The following is a 17,175-nucleotide window of genomic DNA, read 5'->3' on the forward strand; positions in this document are numbered from 1 at the left end:
TTCACTTATTTTTTTTTTATAGTTTTTTACTAAAAGTTTATACCTAATGGATTATAAATGTATATTCATGGAAAAATTTAATAATAAAATTGAAAAACATTTAGAACTTTCAGAAATTTCAGACATGCTGAAAGAGTACAAGGAATATTACACTGTTTATAGGCGTCTTTTGTTAATTAACATGGTTGCAAATGGTGAAAGTATTGCTAAAGCCTCAAAAAACATTAATATTTCAAGAAAAACAGGCGAACGTTGGGTCAAACAATATAATGAAAATGGCGTTGATGGTTTATTTTCAAATTATTCCAATTGTGGAAGAAAATCATATTTAACTGATCAACAATTAAAAGAATTGAATGAAATCATAACTGGAAATGAAGAGAAATATAATTTAAAAGATGTACGAAACTTAATTAAAGAAAAATATGGTATAACATATAGTGAGAAGCAAGTATGGGTTATTACAAGACAAAAATTAAATTTAAACTATGGAAAACCATTCATTAAATACAACACACGTCCTAAGAATCCTGAAGAAGATCTTAAAAAAAACTAAAGACAACAGACATACAAACAGAATATTTTGCTTTTTTAGATGAAACATCTTGTCAAAATGTTCCAAATGTTACAAGAATATTATATGCTCCTGGAGAAAAAAATATACAAACAAAACATCCAGTAAAATTTGGAATAAATGTAACTGGATTTCAAGGAATCAATTGCAACTCATATATGGAGGTAAATACAAAAAACAATGCATTTCACTTTGTAATTACCTTATGCCATTACCGTATTGAAAACATGACTAATAGATTAGGTAAACAATTAATCAAAGATGCAATAAACAATGAAAACTTATCTGATGAAAAAATAAAAAAATATCTATCCTCTAAATCACTAAATGAAATGGATTTGATAAATAAAATCAATGATGAACTATATAATGACAATTCCAAACAAATTTCCATAGAAAAAATTCAAAAGATTTGCAGGAAAGAAGACAACAACAATTCAAGAAAAATAGGGTATGAAAAAAGATTAAGATTACTGAATAACCTATCAAATCCAAAAATAATGGAAATAAACTCAAAAGAAAAAAGAATAAATATTATTTTAGATAACGCAAGAATACATCATGCTAAAATTGTTGAAAAAGCCTGTGAAATATTGAACATAAATTTAATCTTTTTAAAACCATATTGCCCTGATTTAAATCCAATTGAAGATGTATGGCGTAAAATTAAATCTAAAATATATAAATCAATGTATGAAAATTTAAACAAATTAATAGAAATATTTGAACGTGAATTCTATAAAATAGTTGATTTAACATCATTTTACACAAATTGGGTTAATGAATATTTAGGTATAAACATTTGGTAAAATACTATAAATTTTTTTTATTAACTATTTTTATTTAAAATAAAAACTCTTTTTATTTATAAAATTATTAATCTATAATTATAACATATATTATTATAGAAGGGTATAAAATGACTAAATGGAATTATGAAAAATTAGATAAAATGACCAAAGAAGGAAGTAAATTCTCAAAACTAACTTTAAATTACAGAGTAATAGCAGATAACTTTCAGGAAATAATGATAAAAACAAGACAAAATGGTGATGTGCTACCATTAGAGTTTGAAGATGTATTTATTGCATATGAAAATAAGAATCCTATTGATGACATGGTTCTACCAGAAATCTCCAAGGAATTGGAAGAAAAAATATCCGAAAAAGAAAACAATCAAAAAATAATGCATATAAAACATTTCTCTAGAAATATATCCCATCAACAATGGTTTGATTTTATTGACCAGGAAGTGCTTGACTTTGTAGAGAAATATCCAGAATTTAGTGATATAATACTCGATAATTAATACTTTTTTTAAGAATTAATGGAGGGGAAAAGGGGGATTATGCTTAATGTATAATCCAAAAACTATTTTTTTTTAAACATTATAGTAAATATAACTATTATTTAAGTCATCTAGTATAGGTAACATATCCCTTTTATTTTTACAAAATAATTCAAATGTCTTATATATTATAGTGTAGATAGCATTTAGTTTTGTTTGTTCATTAACCTTCATTATATTATAGGGTAAATTGTTATTCTGAATATTTAATGGATTAGCAGGATTTGACCTTGTAATAAAATGTTCCATTATAAATATGACATCTTCTGATATTACATTTCCAAAGTTTAGCGCAGTTTGAATTTTCTCTTCTTCTAGATTAGAATGATCATTTAATAATTGTATTAGTGATGTATATCCATTAAATTGTTCTGGTGTGAAATATTCTTGAACCCTATGGGATACATATTCATTAGCTATTTGTAAATACTCATTTTGTAGTGTAAGATACCATGCAAATGATTCAATGTATAAGTTTTTTTCAACATTTAATAAGTGCATTATTGACTGTTTGATTATCTCATTAAATAGGTGATGTCCAAATTCATGGATTATTGCACCACTTATCATATTTTGTGGTGTATTTCTATTGATAAATATCCTGTTAAAAGAGTAATAGCTAAGATATTCGGGGTGTTTGTTTTCTTGGTCATACTGTACTCTTGCATATGGCTTAGTTATTTTCATAAGTACTGGGATTGAGGGTGGTTCTGGTATTGCTGGTAGGTTTTCAGAGCCTATTTCAATTATTGAATTCAGTATTGAATCATAGGCTGTGTCTGTTAATGGTATTTGTTTTAATATTTCTAGTGATTGGTTACTGAATAATTTATAGTACTTTTTAAAGTCTTTTTTATAGTAATCATAGTTTTTCATATTTTCATTGCAGTTTATACATTGTAAGTAATTAATGGGATTTTCTTGGCCACAATTATCACATATAATTTTTTCATTCATTTAGATTACCTTTTTTTTCTATTTTTATTTTTTTTACTCAAATATTATTATATTTATATATATTAATATATATTCTATATTTCTCTACAAATCAAATATATCATACAAATCTATTCTGATAAAATAATAAGTTAACTATTCTTTACAATAAAAATAAACTAATTAAAATTATTTTTTTTTAATAAAATGTATAAATAAATAATGATAGATTATAAATTAGATAATTTTTAATTAAAAAAAATTATTTTAAACCTAATCAACAGGAATTGATGATTAAATGACTAAAATAAACGTAAGAAGTGTTATTTTAGTAAGTATGGTAGTTATACTATTATGTTGTATAACAGCAGTATCTGCAACAGATAATAATACAAATACTGCAGTAGAACAACAACATAATAATACAGCTTCAACAATTCATACAAGTCAAGTATCTACCAATGATAATCAAAAGGTAGAACAAAAACAATTAAACACAGTAACTAAATCTAAATCAAAGCAACTTAAAACATCAACAGCATCATCATATTCATCAATAACAACAGAATTCACCAATGCTCAGAAAACTAGAAGTTCTTCATATACTATCAATTTAAAAAATAACACGTATAATATAACAAAACCAATCACCTTGAAGACACCTAATAATTGTCATAAGATTACAATTAATGGTAATGGTGCAATTATTGATGGTCAAAATAAATATAATTTCTTAGATATTTCAGGTAGATATACAATTAACATGAATAATTTAACAATAAGAAACTGTTATTCATCAAGTAAAGGAGCCGTAATAACTAAGAATAACAAATATAATGTAACATTAAATTTAAACAATGTTACTATGTATAATAATAAGGTAAAAGGATTATATGGTGAAGGTGGAAGCTTATATCTAAAAAGTGCTACATTAAATGTAAAGAATTCAAATTTCTATAATAATTATGCATACGCTGGTGGAGTATTCTACTTGTATAATACAAGAGCAGATATAATAAATTCCAACTTCTATAATAATAGTGCTAAATATTATGGAGGAGCAATATATTCTACTGCTTACCTAAATATTCTTACATCAAGATTTTACTTGAATAATGCAGGATATAGAGGTGGAGCAATACATACTACTACTGATTTACTTGATTCATCTGGAACAACCCTGTTATCTAATTTAGCATTCTATGATAATACAGCAATAAATGGTGGGGTAATATCTACAAGTTCTAAAAAAGATTTAACAATCAATAATTGTAGAATATATAGAAATAACGCAACCTATGGAGCAGTAGTATCTAAAACATCAAGATCAACTACAACAATTAAAAACAGTAACATATGGAATAACACAGCAAAACAAGGTGGAGTTGTATACTCAATAGCATTATACAAAACATTACTAAACTCAAGTCAAATAAAAAATAACACAGCAGATGATGGTTCAATAATATATAATCCAAATGGAACAATTATCATCAACAAATGTAATTTGAGAGATAACATTGCTAGAAATGGATTAATATACTCAACTAATGGTAACACTAATATAACATACTCTAATATTACAATGAAAAATAAACAATACACAACCCATGTAGTATATAAAAATGGTCAAGGATATGTACTAAGCAAAGGAAATAATTGGGGAACAAAAGAACCTGATTATGGCTTATTATTCAAAAGAGTTAGTTCCACAAACAAGACAACAACTACAAAAACAACCTCAGCTAAGATAGATGAAGGATGCTGTTCCAACGTAATACAAGTAAGTAATAATGAATCAGTAATTACATTCAGAAGAGATTCAAGTAGTAGTGTGGACTTCTACATAACAAATGATACAATAACAAGACAACAGAAAACAGATGGTACATACTTTTTCCATTGTTATGTAACATCAAATGGTTGGATGGTAGGTAATGGTGGTACAGATTCAGCAGGTGTAACAGAGAAAACAGAAGCTATCACACTAGAAATGATAAATCAAAACAACATAAGTAAAACATATCTGGACATGCTATTAAATATTAAAAAAGACCTGGCTAAAGGACATGTGCTAATTAAAGCACCTAACGGTACTTTTGGAATGGTAATAAATTATAATGGTAAAACAAAAGAATTACAGGGAGTACTAAAACCTGGAGAATACATAGTATCACCTAATAGTCCAGATTATTATCATAGAGGATACTATAAGAAGGATACAAAGATATCCAGTCCATTAAATGCATCAAGATACCTTGCTGCTACAGATAAATATGGTATATATAGACAAGCAGATATCTCATACTACTATAAGACAAATTTATATAATACTACAATACAAGTATACGCATCTAATGATGACGGACATCTTGTAGGAAGAAAGACTTCATATTTAATGGGAAATATCTACGCATATAATCAGTTCATTTCAAAAAATCAAATACCAAAGGTAATGAATGCTAAATACATTGAAACAATCAATTATACAAAAATGTATAGATCAACTATAAAAACAGATAACATCACATCATATTCAAAACAATTAACCCTAAAAGCACATATTAAAGATCAATATGGTAATAATGTAAATAATGGAAAAATAGTATTTAAGATTAATGGAAGAACACTACAATCAAACAATAAGACAATTTATGTGCCAGTGAAAAATGGATTAGCAATATTAAATTATAAATTACCATCAAACTATTCAAAAAATACATACACACTAAGTGCTACATTTAGTGGAACTAATAATATTACAGGAAGTAAAAGTACCAACAGTAACATCAAAATACTAGCACCTACTCTAAACATAACACAAGTAAATGCATCAAAAAGTTCATATGCTAACATAACAGTAAAACTAACCAATAACAAAACTGTATTAAATATTAACGATGGTTTCATAATACTAAAAATCAATGGTAAAACAATATTTGATAATAAGGGTAAAACAGTAAAAGTCTATGTTAAAAATGGAGTAGCATCCTACAAGTATAAAATACCAGAAAGTTATACAGTGAGAAACTATAACATAACAGCAGTATACTCTAATACAATATACAGAGTTGAAGGAAATAGTATACTAAAAATAACAAAGACACCAACAATCGCATCACTACAAGCAATAAAAGCAGAGTTATATGATATAAATGTAAAAGGAGTTATACTTAACAATAATACTAAATCACGTATCAACGGAACAGTTAAAGCCATATTTAAAATTAATGGTAATACATTACGAGATGAATCAGGAAAGAACATAGTATACAATATTACTAATGGTAATGTTAATTTAAATATTACACTTCCACAAAATCTTAAATCACATAATTATACATTAACAATGGTGACACAGGATAATTCAAATTACTTTGGAACAAGGACTAATACTAACTTAGAATTGAATCTTATTATTCATTCAATTAACGGTACCTGGAGTTCCATGGGTGATAATATTGCTGACAGTCCTAATCATAATTCACAGAGTGATGATGAAACACTTCATCAAAGAGTAGACTGTGATTAATATTTCACCTATCTTCTTTTTTTCTTTATTTATATGAATTTTATTAAAATTAATAGATGATATGATATAATCAACAATTTCTTATATAATCATTTAGAAAGATTCATTTTTGATAAAATAGACTAATTTTTTAAAGATAATTTAAATTCAATCTATTTCCTATTTTTTTTCAATAATATTTTAAATATAACTTTGTTAATATTCTTCATATGTGCTAATATAATTTTCTAAGTATTAAATATAATTATCAAAATTGATTTTTAGTCTAGCCTAACTTATAGTAAATTATTAAGAAATAGAAGAATGAATAATAACTTTTCATAATTTCTATTTTAGTTATAAATATATATAATAAGGAAATTATAGGATTAAACGTGGTAAAACAATAAATCTAAAAAAAGGTGATAATAATGACAGACAGAGAAAAAGTATTTGAATTTATGAATGAAGCACAAGTATTATTTTTAGCAACAACAGACGGTGATCAACCAAAATGTAGGCCATTAGGTTTTCGTATGTTAGTAGATGATCAAATATATTTCCTAACAGGAACATTTAAAAATGTTTTCAAACAACTAGAAGCAAATCCTAAAGTAGAATTCGTAGGAAGAGTAAACGGAGACTTCTTAAGATATACTGGAAAAGTAGCATTTGATGATGACAAAACATTATATGACAAAGCATTTGAAACAATGCCTATGTTAGAGAAAATATACAATGATAAAACAGGATATGTTCCACAAATATTCCATCTAGAAAATGCTGTAGCTGAATTTAGAACAATGGAAAATACAACAAAAGAAAAAATAGAATTTTAAATACAAAATTATTAATTTTTTCAATACTTACTTTTTTTTTAATTCATTATAATTACATTAATAGCCTATATCTATATTGTATTGATTTGAATATAATAATCTTAATTAAAATAGGATAATATCTAATTATACGAAATAGTTGATAGAAATAGAAAATAAAATAATTCTATAAAAAAAGCTAATCTTAAAAAAGTATAGTTTCTCTTTTTTAAAAAAAATAAAATGGAAGAAAGTGTTATTTGATTATATTTCTGTAGTAATTATTCCAGCATCCATAACTGGATTTTCTAATCCATCAGGATTTGATGCATCAATATCATCACTAGTTGTTGGAATAGCAGTATTATTTAATCCAGTTACAGATATATTATCAGGTATATCCTCTATGTTTTCAAAGTCTAGTACTATACTTCCATTTTCATTAAACTGAATGTTTTCTGATCCAATTATTGCTACTAAATCATTATAACTTATTTTACCTTCTAAGTATAATAAGTATATGTATAATTTGTAATGGTAGCTTATTTGGGTTATTGTCTGACTTCTTTGTTCCTCGTGTGTTACTGGCCTATATTTTGTTACTATTCTTGTTCTCGTTACAGTTTTTGTCACATTTCTGTACTTGGTTACTGTTATATTTTTTATCTCCTGTGTTGTAACATTTCTATATTCTGTTACTGTTCTTGTTCTAGTCTCCTGTGTTGTAACATTTCTGTACTTGGTTACTGTTCTTGTCCTTGTCTCTTGTATTGTAACATTTCTAGATTTATTGTTATTCTTGTTATACAGATTATTTGTTTTTGTATTTTTTTCGATTCCCTTATTTATGTTTTTAGTTCGTGTGTTTTCACGTGTTGTAATGTATGGTTTTTGTTTTGTCACATTTACTGTATACTGTTCTGTTACATTGTATGGTTCTTGTGTTGTAACGTTTACATTATAAGTTTCAGTTCTATTGTATGGTTCCTGTATTGAAACGTTCACTGTATATGTTTCTGTTACATTGTATGGTTCTTCTACTGTTATGTTTTCTTGATATTCTTCTGTCTCATTATATGGTTCTTTTACTGTTACATTTACAGTATAGTTTACGGTGTATGTTTTATTTGTTGTTTCGTTTACTAGTTTCCAGGCCCATGACATGTTTAAAGGAGTTTTGTTTATACTTATTCCAATCATGTTTTGATAGTGTGTTCCACTGTTATATTCATCTAATGCTTTGTAGTAGTATATTTGATATGTTGTTTTATTATCTCTAAGTAATCCGCTATTTGGTATTTTACTATTTTTTAATGCGTCTTCGATTTTAGTTATATAGTATTGTTGTGGATGTTTAAATCCAGGTAGTGTTTCGGATAGTTTTGTTGTGTTATGGAAATCATTTTTTATAAGGAAGTTTATTCCTTCTTGATATATGGTTAAGTCAGTTGGATCATCAAAGCTTTCTGTATCATTCCAGAATAATACTAGGAATCCTTTTATATACTCAATTACATTTTCGTTTGTTACTTGATTATATCTTATTTGGTTGGTTAATAGTTCTCTTTCGAATATTGTATGATATATTGGTGGTAGAGCGTCTGGCTCTATACAGAAACCAGTATTATCATCGCTATAGTATTGCTGTGCTCCGTAGTTTAATGCAAATATTGTTTTATATGTATTAGTGTTATTTTCCATGGTGTATATTTTTTCAGTAGTGTTTGCTGGCACCACATCTTTTGTGTTGTATATTGTTCTATTAGAATTTCCTTCAACATCTGTTTTGTTTATTATTGTGTTATTTGGTATTGTGTTATTTATTAATGTTATAAAGCTATATTCAATGTATATTGAGGAACTGTTATCTGTTGCAGTGTTATTGTTGAATTGATTGTTTTCAATGCTTTGATTTCCTGATACAGAGTATATTGCTCCCCCATACTTTGCATTATTATTTGTGAAGTTATTGTTTGATACGGTTTGACTGCTTATACTGTTTAGTATTGCTCCACCATCGTTTGTTGCTGTGTTGTTTTTGAAGTTGTTATTGTTTATATTATCTTTTGTATTGAAGCTGTATATTGCTCCTCCATAACCTGCATTGTTATCTATGAATGTATTGTTGGATATGTTGTTTGTATCATTATTTGATTCTAAATTAAGAGTATTATGGAAGTTCATTACTCCTCCGTACTTTGCACTGTTATTTGTGAAGGTATTATTTGTTAAAGTAGTGCTTCCATGATTAGCAGATAATACTCCTCCATTAGTTGCATTATTATCTGTGAAATTGTTGTTATTTAATAATGTATGTACATTAAAGGAATATATTACTCCTCCCTCTTTATTAGCACGATTTTTAATGAATGTACTATTATCTATCGTTGCATTTGCATATAACTGTATAGCACCACCAGTTTCTGTAACAGAATTATTTATGAAAGTACTGTTAATAATACTCATATTATTATATGTGGCACTTATAGCTCCTCCATAGCTTGCATTGTTATCTGTGAATGTACTGTTTATAATGGTCCTAGTTTCATCATTTGAATTTATAGCTCCACCAGTAAAAATTGCATTATTACCTGTGAATGTACTGTTTATAATATGTAACTCTCCATTACCAGAATATATTGCTCCACCTAAACTTGCAGTGTTATCTGTGAATGTACTGTTGATAATACTTAACACTCCATTAGCTGAGTGTATTGCTCCACCATAGGTGACAGCACTATTATTAGTGAATGTTGAATTATTAATTGTTAAATTACCATTATTATTTATTGCACTAGTTGTTCCATTTTTGAATGTTATTCCATTAATATTAATAGTATATCCATTACTAATAGATAGGATATTACTATTATTACCCATGAATATTATTGTTTTACCAGATTCTGCTGTTATATTGAAGTTTTTAACATTTGCTGTTACTGTGTTTGAGTTGATGTTTAAGGTATTTTTATAATAATAAGTGTCATTATCGTCGTCTGTTACTAGATATACTGTACCTCCATTACTTACCTTGGTTAATGCATTTGTTATATTGGTTGGTTTTGTACTATCACTACCATCACCTGTTCCCTTACTGTTAACATAAACATAGCCTTCATTTGATTCTTGTTTTAGTTTCTTTGTTGTTTGTGTTTTCTTTGTTATTGATTGTGAATTGTTACTTTTCAAAGTAGTATTAGTTTCTATATGAGAACTATTACTTTCATGTATAGTATTACTTTTCAATGGTGCTGTGTTATTAACATCATTAGCGTTAACTGAAGTTAATAATATTAATACAGTGAAGATTAATATCATTATAGATACGTGTTTTCTTGTTATATTCATCTATTTTCACCTCCTTCTATGTAGTATATCTAATGATATTTCTGAAAAGATATCATGGTTATTATTAATTTTATTTTATAAATATTTTTCTTAATCGCTTAAATTCGTTTAATCATTATTTTTGAAAAAAGAGACGTTCAACTACTTTTTATTTGATAATATAATGTTTATATGTATATCTTTTTGATAATTAAGAATTTTTTTTATAAAATAGCCTATAAGTTGTTATCTAACTGATTCTCATGCTTTGTAGAAAATCTATAATTTATAATAATATTATTCAAAAGAATTATGAGATCTTTAAAATATGGGAGAATGGGCAGTCAAAATTATTTTTTAAGTAATACTTCTTGATGAACTAGTTAAATTCACTAAATTATTTTTTATTATATAAGTACCTTATAAAATTTAATAATCAAAAAAAAAATAGAAAGAATTGAAATCAAATAATATCATAACTCTTCTTTTAATAATTCAAAGAAATCCACACATTTATCAGGATTTACTCTATGTAAAGTATGATAACAAGAAGGACAATAAGTTATTACTTTACTTCCACTAAGAGTTTTTAATGCCATTTTTTTAGTTAATTCTTTACTACCGGCTTTCATACCTGCACCAAAACCACAGCAAGAATTAGCACGATCTTTAGGCACATTCTTAACAATATTTCTAACTTGTTCTTTTCGTTCAAGTGCATGACATGGATCATGAATAATATAACCCTCACAATTAATTTCTTCATTGTTAAATAAATCCATAGCAAATATTACATCAATATTAAAATCAGGATATTTTGTATAGTATTTTGTGAATGATTCATAGCATCCTGGACATATTGTTATGATTTTTTTCACACCATGCCTATTAAATTTGTCTATGTTGTTCTTTACTACTTTATCAGCTATTTCATAGTTTTTTAATTCAAATAGCATTACACCACAACAACTTTCATCGGACAATACATCGTACTTGACTTCTTTTTTATCAAGACATTCTGTAACAAAATCTATTAATTCACTTTCTCTAAATCTACAAGTACAGCCTCTATGAAGTATAGTTTCATGGGTTTTACCATCATCAACTAGTTGCATGTCTTCTCCATAAGTGTTACCTTTGTATATTATGTTATTTTTTATTTTATCTGAATAGTTCATAAATTATTAAGTCCTTCTAATATTTTTTCTAGATAATTATCTTATATTTTTTTCTTCTATTATCTCTTCTTCTTGAATCATAGGCTATTAAATCATATACAACCGGATCGTTTATCAATATTTTCCATACTTTATATGTTTCATTGATGAACTCCTTATTTAATTCCAGATTATCTCTTATTATTGGACACTCATAAGGTATTTCATTTTCATCAAGAATTAGGTGAAGAGTACCCTTACTATTTATATGAGGTATTAGAGGAAATGTTCTGCATTGAATAGGTCTAATACTACGATTACAATGGGGTGGGTTTGTGCATTCAACAAGGTATACATCATCATCCCAACTATGAGGGTAATCTATGTCTTTTGAACTAATACAGTATAGATTGAAGCCATCACTATCTTCATACATTAATTCTTCTCCAGGTAGAAGATATAATCCTACTTTTTCCTCTTTGTTATTATCATCATAGACGCAGCATATTTCTCCACATAGTTTTCCACAATCATAGTCAAGTGGTGATACTTTATCTAGCATATCATATATTTTCTGTATATTTTTTTTCATCTGACTTGCAGTTATTTCCATGTATTAATACTCCTGGTATTTATTTTAATTATGAATTAATCTAATCTAGTAGTTGTTTTTTCATTATTATATTATTGGTTTTTTTTAATTAGTATAATTAATGAGATTTATTATATTAGACTTAGAATAGATAAAATTAGTTGTATGTTTTCCGCGGATTTTGAAAAAAAATATAATTTTTATATAAAATATGTTAATTAGAATTACTTGATAATTATTGTTTGTTCACACCTATATTTTATATAAAAATGCATTAGTCTAATAAGACAGTTATATATTATATTCAATCTATATAAATAGTTAGTACTAATTATTAACAGTTTTAGAGGTTATTTACACGATATTAGATTGTAATGAATGAATATTTTAGTATATCATTGTTTTTAGATTAATAATAGATGTTTTAATAGTAATTAAGTTTACTTGTATAGTATTTTCTCGTGATTTTATGTTAAGATTATTGATTTAATAGGAGGTATAACTATAAATCAGAATAATTTAATCTATATATAGGAGGGAATCACTATTGAAACATTGTAAAAATTGTGGAGCAGAATCACCGGATGATGCGCCATCATGTATTGTTTGTGGTTATAAGTTCACAAATGATGAAGTAAATATGTCTTATAATAGTACTAATTCGGGAGTATCTGATAATACTTATCAAGATTATAATCAACCGTGTCATTATTCACAGTTTACATATAATCATTCCTATTATAATCCTAGTAAAAATAAGGCATTAGCTGTTATATTATCATGTGTAATTATTGGGTTAGGCAATGCTTATTTACATCTATTTAAACGTTTTGCTGTAGAGATAATAATTACATTAATACTATCTACTATTTTTCAGTATATCATTAATACAGTAGGATTAAGTACTTTAATATTCTATGTTTTTGGTATAGTTTATACTGTATGGGTTATCTATACTATTTATGATACTTATCTATGTGCTAATGCAATACAAAATGATGAAGATTTACCCTTATTTGTTAATTTATGGGATATTAGGTATTGAAAAAAATTAGTATTTAGAAAAGTATGTACTTTTCTTTTAGACAGATTACCTATTTATTACTTTTTTTAATATTAATAAATATGATATTGGTTTCTTTAGAATTCACTTAATTTTTCTTGATTTGTTTTTTGTGATGTGCTTTTTGTTTTAGAGGATATGATTTGCCAGTTATTATCGAAATCTACTTGTATTTTATTATCTTCTAGGTATACTTCTACTGCGCAACATCCAGCATATATTCTATAATACGTAGGGTTATCAATGTCTTGATATATTTCTGTTTCATATCCTGTTATTTTATCTAGTTTTAGGGATAGTTCGTCCACTAGTTTTTCAACAACTTCGGGAGTAGGATTTTTATCAAAGTATTTTTGAAAGAAATCTAAATTATCCATATTTATTAATATCATCTTTTCACCTTTGGTATTATATTTAAGAATGACATTTATATAAATGTAGTTAATTTTAGTTTAAACTAATTATGTATATTTTTTTAATTTTTTATCCAATATTAATGTTTTAAAAAATATCATGTCTAAATGGTATATTTTCTAAATTATTATAATAAACTTCAGAATAATTTAATGCAATATTTTCTAATAATAATTCAAATAATTTTAACAAAATCAGAAAAACGAATATAAAAAGTAATAAAAAAAGGATTATTAAGTACATAAAAAGAAATTTAAATAAAAATATAAGATAAATTAAAAAAATAACGATAAATAGCAAGATAATATTAATTTTAAATGTTATAATTATAATTAAAAAAATATATCTAAAAATTGATATCTACAAAAATAAAAAATACTTTAACATAAATAAAGCATTTTATAGGTACAATAGGGGTATATATTATATACCTAAAAGGGCTATAGTAATAACTATGTGGGTATAAATTTAACAACGATTTTAAGTGGTGAAATTATATGTCAAGAAAATATTTTACAAAAATGGAAAACGAATCAGCAGATGAAATGGTATTCGGACAAACTAAACACCCAGTTAAAATGGGATTAGACCAAGTTATGGGTGGAGGAGAAGTAGTTCCTAACATTAAAGTAGCACCAGCTGAAGGATCAGAAACAAGTATTGATGGATTAGTAGCAACATGTAAAAATATTGCATTTGCAGCTTGTGACCGTGCAGCAGCTATCGGATTACCAGCAATTCAGATAGAACAGGAACACGTACAACAACAATCCATTAGTAAAGAAGCATCAGCAAAAACAACAGCTGTACAATGGGAACAATTAGAACAACTACACGACAAATACGGTACAAAAGTATCATTAATGTCAACAGTTGCAGATATGAGAGAAGAAGAAAACGGATTAAGAGGATCTGACTTAGACGTAGCAATGGATGAATCATTCGAAGCATGTGCAGAAAACGGAGCATCCATGTTATGTGTAGAAACCATAGGTGGTAAAGTAGTATCAGACTACGGTATATCAAGAGGAGATGCAAGAGCTATACTATACGGTATAGGAGTACTTGGTTCCATAGATATGGAATACATGTGGACAAAAATAGTAGACATAGCAAAAAGAAACAACATCACCCCTGGTGGAGATACAGACTGTGCACAAGCAAACACTGCAATGTTCCTTGCAGGTGGATTAACCAGTAAAAACGTATCACACACAATTGCAGCAGTAGCAAGAGCAATTGCAGGAGCAAGAAGTTTAGTAGCAGTTGAATGTGGTGCAACAGGACCTACAAAAGACTGTGGATATGAAAACCCAATCGTAAAATCAATCGCATCTGTACCAATTTGTGCAGAAGGTAAAAACGCAACCTGTGCTCACTCAGACTTAATGGGTAACTTAACAGCAGCAGTATGTGATGTATGGAGTAACGAATCTGTATATAACAGAGAAGAAATGGGTGGACCAACTCCTGGTGTATGGTTACAATCCTTAGGTTACGAATGTGCATTAATGAACACCGCAACCCAAATAGGAACAGCAAAAGAACTAAGAGACACATACGTATTAGCAGATAAATACCGAGACCCTCAAGGTGTAATTCTTGCTTACGATAACGCATACAAAATCGGTGAAGCAATTACAGCAGAAGGAGAAAACATTTATCTCAGAGCACGTGCAGCAGCAATCAAAGCAATGGAATTAATTAATGAAGCAGTAGATCAAAAACGTATCTTATTAACAAGATTCGAAAGAGATACACTTGACTCTACAATGAAAACATACGAACAATTACCAGATGACACTGATAAATTCGTAAAAACATGTATCAAAAGATACGGAAGAAAAGTAAAAGAACACGACCCATCACAATACGAATTATAAGTGTTGGTTTAGTGTAATAAAAGGATATTATTAGGAATTAATTATAACAGGATGTGTGTACAAATGGCAAGCCCTTTAGAAAAATATTATGATAAATTTGACGATTACGAAAAAATCGCAATCAGATACAACGTAAAAATAGAAGGTCCAGCTCTCAAACCTGAAGACGACCCAGAAGTAGTTGAAATATTACCAAAAGATGGAATAAAAAGAACATTAGCTTTAGATGTATTATACGGTGACAAAGATAAATGTGACGCAGACACAGAAAAAGCTCTAGAATCTGGTGAAGAACCAATAGATCTTATTAACAATTCTTTAATGAAAGGTATGGACAGTGTAAGTGCATTATATACTAAAGGTGAATACTTCTTACCTGATTTAATGCTTGCTGGTGACGCAATGATGTCTGGAGTAGACATTTGTGAGAAAAAACTAGGACACAAAGCAGATACCAAAGCAACAGTATGTTGTTGTGCAGTAGAAGGAGACCCTCACGACATTGGTAAAAACCTAATTGTTATGTTCTTAAACGCAAATGGTTACAACGCAGTAGACCTTGGTCGTGACGTACCTAATGCAGATGTTGTAAAAGCAGCAGAAGAAAACAAACCTGTACTAATAACAGCAACAGCTTTAATGACAACAACCATGACAGCATTTGGTAAAATTGTAGCATTAATGCAAGAAGCAGGAATTGACACACCTATCGGATGTGGTGGAGGAGCAGTACGTCGTGACTTCGTAGAAGAAAGTCCACAAACATTCTATGGTGTAGAAGCATACCACGTACCAAAAATTGCAGATGCAATTGTAGATGATGGTAAAACATGGGAAGACATCAGAAAAGAATATGATGACATCGTAGGAGAATACGTAGCAGCATACGCCTAGATTCATTAAGTTAAAGTAAGATCCCATATATCTTACTTTTTTACTTCTTTGTTTAGAAGAGATTTATAAATAATTATCTTATACCAATTATTAGATGAGTTTTGTTATACGTGTTCTCATCATATAATTATTTTAAATATTTCAAGGGATACTAAAATCTTAAAGATTTTAGTTTTTTTTTTACTTTTTTTATTTATTATTTCTTATTTTTAGAAAATAGCATTTTTTTATTAACTGATTTTATTACTATTTAATATGTAGGAAAAATAGTACGAAAAGTTGGAGTTTAGAGTATCTGTTCTATTATATTATAATCTGTATTCTATAGTATGGCTAATACATTTAAAACTATTGCCAAAATTATCATCGTATGTCTCATCTTTTAGTAAATTAAAGTATTTTAGTGTTGATGAGGATAACTTGGAAAATGATTGATATATGATCAGATTACTATTTTTATTTTCTATAATAACATCGTACACATCACCCTTAGGAAAGTAGGAGATAACATAATTAAGTTTTTCTGAAACTAATGTTGTTTCCTCAAAGATCACAGAGTCAGATTTGTATAATGAAATTATATCTGATTCTACTTCTCTTGTTTTTTCAATTGTTTTCAAAAGTATCATAGCCTCTTATATCTTATTGATTTATTTAA

Annotated in this window: 14 protein-coding genes; 8 read left to right on the forward strand and 6 right to left on the reverse strand. The window is 27.3% G+C overall.

Annotated features, from left to right (window positions below):
- The first annotated feature begins 67 nt into the window (after positions 1-67).
- The 3 genes from OTK55_RS05900 (at position 68) to OTK55_RS05910 (ending at position 1,883) form a co-directional block, all read left to right on the forward strand.
- A complete protein-coding gene (locus tag OTK55_RS05900) occupies positions 68-556 on the forward strand; it encodes a helix-turn-helix domain-containing protein (protein ID WP_274870716.1) in 489 nt (162 codons plus the stop codon).
- A 176-nt stretch (positions 557-732) separates the two neighbouring features.
- Complete coding sequence (locus OTK55_RS05905) at positions 733-1,383, forward strand: transposase (protein WP_274870718.1); 651 nt, start codon at positions 733-735, stop codon at positions 1,381-1,383.
- Positions 1,384-1,493: 110 nt separating this feature from the next.
- Entirely contained in the window at positions 1,494-1,883 is a 390-nt protein-coding gene (locus OTK55_RS05910) for a hypothetical protein (protein ID WP_274871200.1), read from the forward strand.
- Between the two features lie 72 nt (positions 1,884-1,955).
- On the opposite strand, the gene OTK55_RS05915 is transcribed toward OTK55_RS05910, so the two are convergent.
- Positions 1,956-2,879 (reverse strand): hypothetical protein, encoded by a 924-nt coding sequence (locus tag OTK55_RS05915; RefSeq protein WP_274871201.1) that lies wholly within the window; start codon positions 2,877-2,879, stop codon positions 1,956-1,958.
- Positions 2,880-3,156: 277 nt separating this feature from the next.
- Here OTK55_RS05915 and OTK55_RS05920 point away from each other — a divergent pair, with 277 nt between their 5' ends.
- Both OTK55_RS05920 and OTK55_RS05925 read left to right on the forward strand, forming a co-directional pair.
- Positions 3,157-6,390: a hypothetical protein gene (locus OTK55_RS05920; protein WP_274871203.1), complete on the forward strand. Its 3,234-nt coding sequence runs from the start codon at positions 3,157-3,159 to the stop codon at positions 6,388-6,390.
- A gap of 410 nt (positions 6,391-6,800) precedes the next feature.
- Positions 6,801-7,208 carry a pyridoxamine 5'-phosphate oxidase family protein gene (locus tag OTK55_RS05925; protein ID WP_274871204.1) on the forward strand — a complete coding sequence of 136 codons (408 nt, stop codon included), beginning with the start codon at positions 6,801-6,803 and terminating at the stop codon, positions 7,206-7,208.
- A 243-nt stretch (positions 7,209-7,451) separates the two neighbouring features.
- Here OTK55_RS05925 and OTK55_RS05930 read toward each other — a convergent pair whose 3' ends face one another.
- The 3 genes from OTK55_RS05930 to OTK55_RS05940 form a co-directional block, all read right to left on the reverse strand.
- Positions 7,452-10,535: an autotransporter outer membrane beta-barrel domain-containing protein gene (locus tag OTK55_RS05930; protein WP_274871206.1), complete on the reverse strand. Its 3,084-nt coding sequence runs from the start codon at positions 10,533-10,535 to the stop codon at positions 7,452-7,454.
- Between the two features lie 452 nt (positions 10,536-10,987).
- A complete protein-coding gene (locus tag OTK55_RS05935; protein WP_274871207.1) occupies positions 10,988-11,692 on the reverse strand; it encodes a (Fe-S)-binding protein in 705 nt (234 codons plus the stop codon).
- A 28-nt stretch (positions 11,693-11,720) separates the two neighbouring features.
- The gene (locus OTK55_RS05940) at positions 11,721-12,284 is read right to left on the reverse strand and encodes a hypothetical protein (protein ID WP_274871208.1); all 564 of its coding nucleotides are present in this window, start codon (positions 12,282-12,284) and stop codon (positions 11,721-11,723) included.
- A 526-nt stretch (positions 12,285-12,810) separates the two neighbouring features.
- Here OTK55_RS05940 and OTK55_RS05945 point away from each other — a divergent pair.
- Positions 12,811-13,308 (forward strand): hypothetical protein, encoded by a 498-nt coding sequence (locus OTK55_RS05945; protein WP_274871209.1) that lies wholly within the window; start codon positions 12,811-12,813, stop codon positions 13,306-13,308.
- A 95-nt stretch (positions 13,309-13,403) separates the two neighbouring features.
- Here OTK55_RS05945 and OTK55_RS05950 read toward each other — a convergent pair whose 3' ends face one another.
- On the reverse strand, positions 13,404-13,718 hold the full coding sequence (locus OTK55_RS05950) for a hypothetical protein (protein ID WP_274871210.1): 315 nt from the start codon (positions 13,716-13,718) through the stop codon (positions 13,404-13,406).
- A gap of 519 nt (positions 13,719-14,237) precedes the next feature.
- Here OTK55_RS05950 and mtaB point away from each other — a divergent pair.
- On the forward strand, positions 14,238-15,623 hold the full coding sequence (gene mtaB / locus OTK55_RS05955; protein WP_274870701.1) for a methanol--corrinoid protein co-methyltransferase MtaB: 1,386 nt from the start codon (positions 14,238-14,240) through the stop codon (positions 15,621-15,623).
- Between the two features lie 63 nt (positions 15,624-15,686).
- Positions 15,687-16,517, forward strand: coding sequence for a methanol--corrinoid protein MtaC (gene mtaC / locus OTK55_RS05960; RefSeq protein ID WP_274870702.1), 831 nt, complete (start codon positions 15,687-15,689; stop codon positions 16,515-16,517).
- A 308-nt stretch (positions 16,518-16,825) separates the two neighbouring features.
- Here mtaC and OTK55_RS05965 read toward each other — a convergent pair whose 3' ends face one another.
- Positions 16,826-17,137, reverse strand: coding sequence for a hypothetical protein (locus tag OTK55_RS05965; protein WP_326520454.1), 312 nt, complete (start codon positions 17,135-17,137; stop codon positions 16,826-16,828).
- Between the last annotated feature and the right edge of the window lie 38 nt (positions 17,138-17,175).

The organism is Candidatus Methanosphaera massiliense (genome assembly GCF_028890305.1).
Classification (GTDB): domain Archaea; phylum Methanobacteriota; class Methanobacteria; order Methanobacteriales; family Methanobacteriaceae; genus Methanosphaera; species Methanosphaera massiliense.